The organism is Bartonella sp. AC329YNZD (assembly GCF_042196685.1).
In the GTDB taxonomy this organism is placed as follows: Bacteria; Pseudomonadota; Alphaproteobacteria; order Rhizobiales; family Rhizobiaceae; genus Bartonella.
In genome coordinates this window covers 1-1602 of the sequence record NZ_JBHIQS010000068.1, presented here as the reverse complement: position 1 = coordinate 1602, position 1602 = coordinate 1, and the positions used below count along the sequence as shown (strand labels likewise).

Sequence of the window (1602 nt, the reverse complement as noted above, 5' to 3'; positions counted from 1 at the left end):
CCATTGATTTGCCCACGAAACCCTTGAAGGATGAGAGGTTGATCCGCCATGATTTCAGGGCGTCCTGCAAGAGACAAAGAACCACTGCCTACAGCACGACATAAGCGATCCGACTCGGAAGCGGCAGCAGATAAAGCTTCCTCTTGACATGGATAACAACTGCGAAGACGCCGTACAGGCCCGCTAAACCCTGTCTGATGCTTGACTTGGCATTGTTGCCCTGTTGAGCGATCAAAATAAGAAGCTTCAATGATGCCGTATTGCGTGCGTGGCTCTAACGTGAATTCCCAGTTAGAACAGTCGTGCTTATGAAGTTCAAGTGCTGGTAAATTATCCCCGCTTAAAAATAAAAACTTATGGTCTTTGATTAAAAAACGCGCCTGCATGCGGTCCGCAAGACGGGTTAAAAAATCAACCGCCGATTGATCTGTACGAATCACATAAGAAAGAGTTTGTTTGATAAATTGTGGACTGACCTTTGCTTGATAGCCATGGCGTTTGGCGAGTGTCTCAACAATCTCACCAACAGTTTTGTGATCAAAATGTTCACTCGCTTGTTCTTTGAGTTCTTTACGCATCGAGGCGCTTTTGCCACAAAGGCGCAAAATCTCTCCATCACTGCCCCCAATACTCACCACCGACTCAACAACAAAACGCCCCATAAAGGCACTGATGCTGTTCTCATAGCCAAAAATCACTTGCAGAGTGCTGTTGCTTGAGGGAACCTCTAAATCATGGCCACTATCATCAAACTCTGCTTCAAATGTATCGGCTTCATTGCCGGCATGGTCCGTAATGGTTGCGGTTAAAAGACGCTGGTAAAAAACCTCATGAACAAGCTTATCCCCCACCCTCACCTCAATAAAAGGATGCGTGCGCATTAATCCCATAACCGCTTCACCACGCTGTTCTTTTCTTGGCTAACAAACTCAGGCAGAATGACCTTTAAGCCCCGTGGCAACAGAGCACCATACCCTGCAATACCTGGATTGGCTTCCAGTGTGGCTTCTAAATAGCCATTTAGTCCCCCAACTTGAGAACGGTCCCCTAACACAGCCATGGCATGGTGAAAGCAGATCAGATCGAGACTCATATCTTCTAGCTCTACCACGAAGTGCTTTTCTGGTATCTTCATGGCGTTTCTCCTCCTTGGGAATATTGACCATATCCCTCTTGGTATTGTCCCACCTGATATTGACCTTGCGGTTTTCCTCCATCGAAAAACGGTAACAAGCTAATGGCATAGCGAATGCGCCCCGATTGACCAGAGCGACTAATATAGTCGTGATCTTTCGTGACACTGGTGATTACCACAGATCCATGGAGAATGGCGCTATAGCCATTGTCACTCATCCAACGGATCATCTGAACGGGCTTGGCAGCACGAATGGTTCTGGTGATAGCATCAATGGCTACCCGGTCCCCAAACTCTTCTGGAAACAACACCCCATGGATAGTTTTGGGGTCATTGCCATAACCAGTAAATTGCAAACCGGGAGCCTCACCAAAACGCTCTAGGCAAACCCATGAAGCAGAAAACTCTTCCTCAAAGGATTGGAAATTCAGCCAGTCCACATAAAAAAGATGTGGTCCTAACATCAG

General features: G+C 46.9%; 3 protein-coding genes. All 3 read right to left on the bottom strand.

Annotated elements, in window-relative coordinates; all coding sequences use genetic code 11:
- Window positions 1-881: phage late control D family protein (locus ACFIMW_RS09220; RefSeq protein WP_375614257.1), on the bottom strand; the 881-nt coding region annotated here is incomplete at its 3' end.
- Window positions 881-1135 carry a tail protein X gene (locus ACFIMW_RS09215; protein ID WP_375608884.1) on the bottom strand — a complete coding sequence of 85 codons (255 nt, stop codon included), beginning with the start codon at window positions 1133-1135 and terminating at the stop codon, window positions 881-883. The genes ACFIMW_RS09220 and ACFIMW_RS09215, both read right to left, overlap by 1 nt.
- Window positions 1132-1602, bottom strand: a 471-nt coding sequence (locus ACFIMW_RS09210; protein WP_375608883.1) for a phage tail protein, incomplete at its 5' end; no start/stop codon positions are given. The genes ACFIMW_RS09215 and ACFIMW_RS09210, both read right to left, overlap by 4 nt.

Coding starts and splice junctions, on each gene's coding strand:
- ACFIMW_RS09215 (WP_375608884.1), bottom strand. CDS start 1,135: ATGAAGATACCAGAAAAGCACTTCGTGGTAGAGCTAGAAGATATGAGT.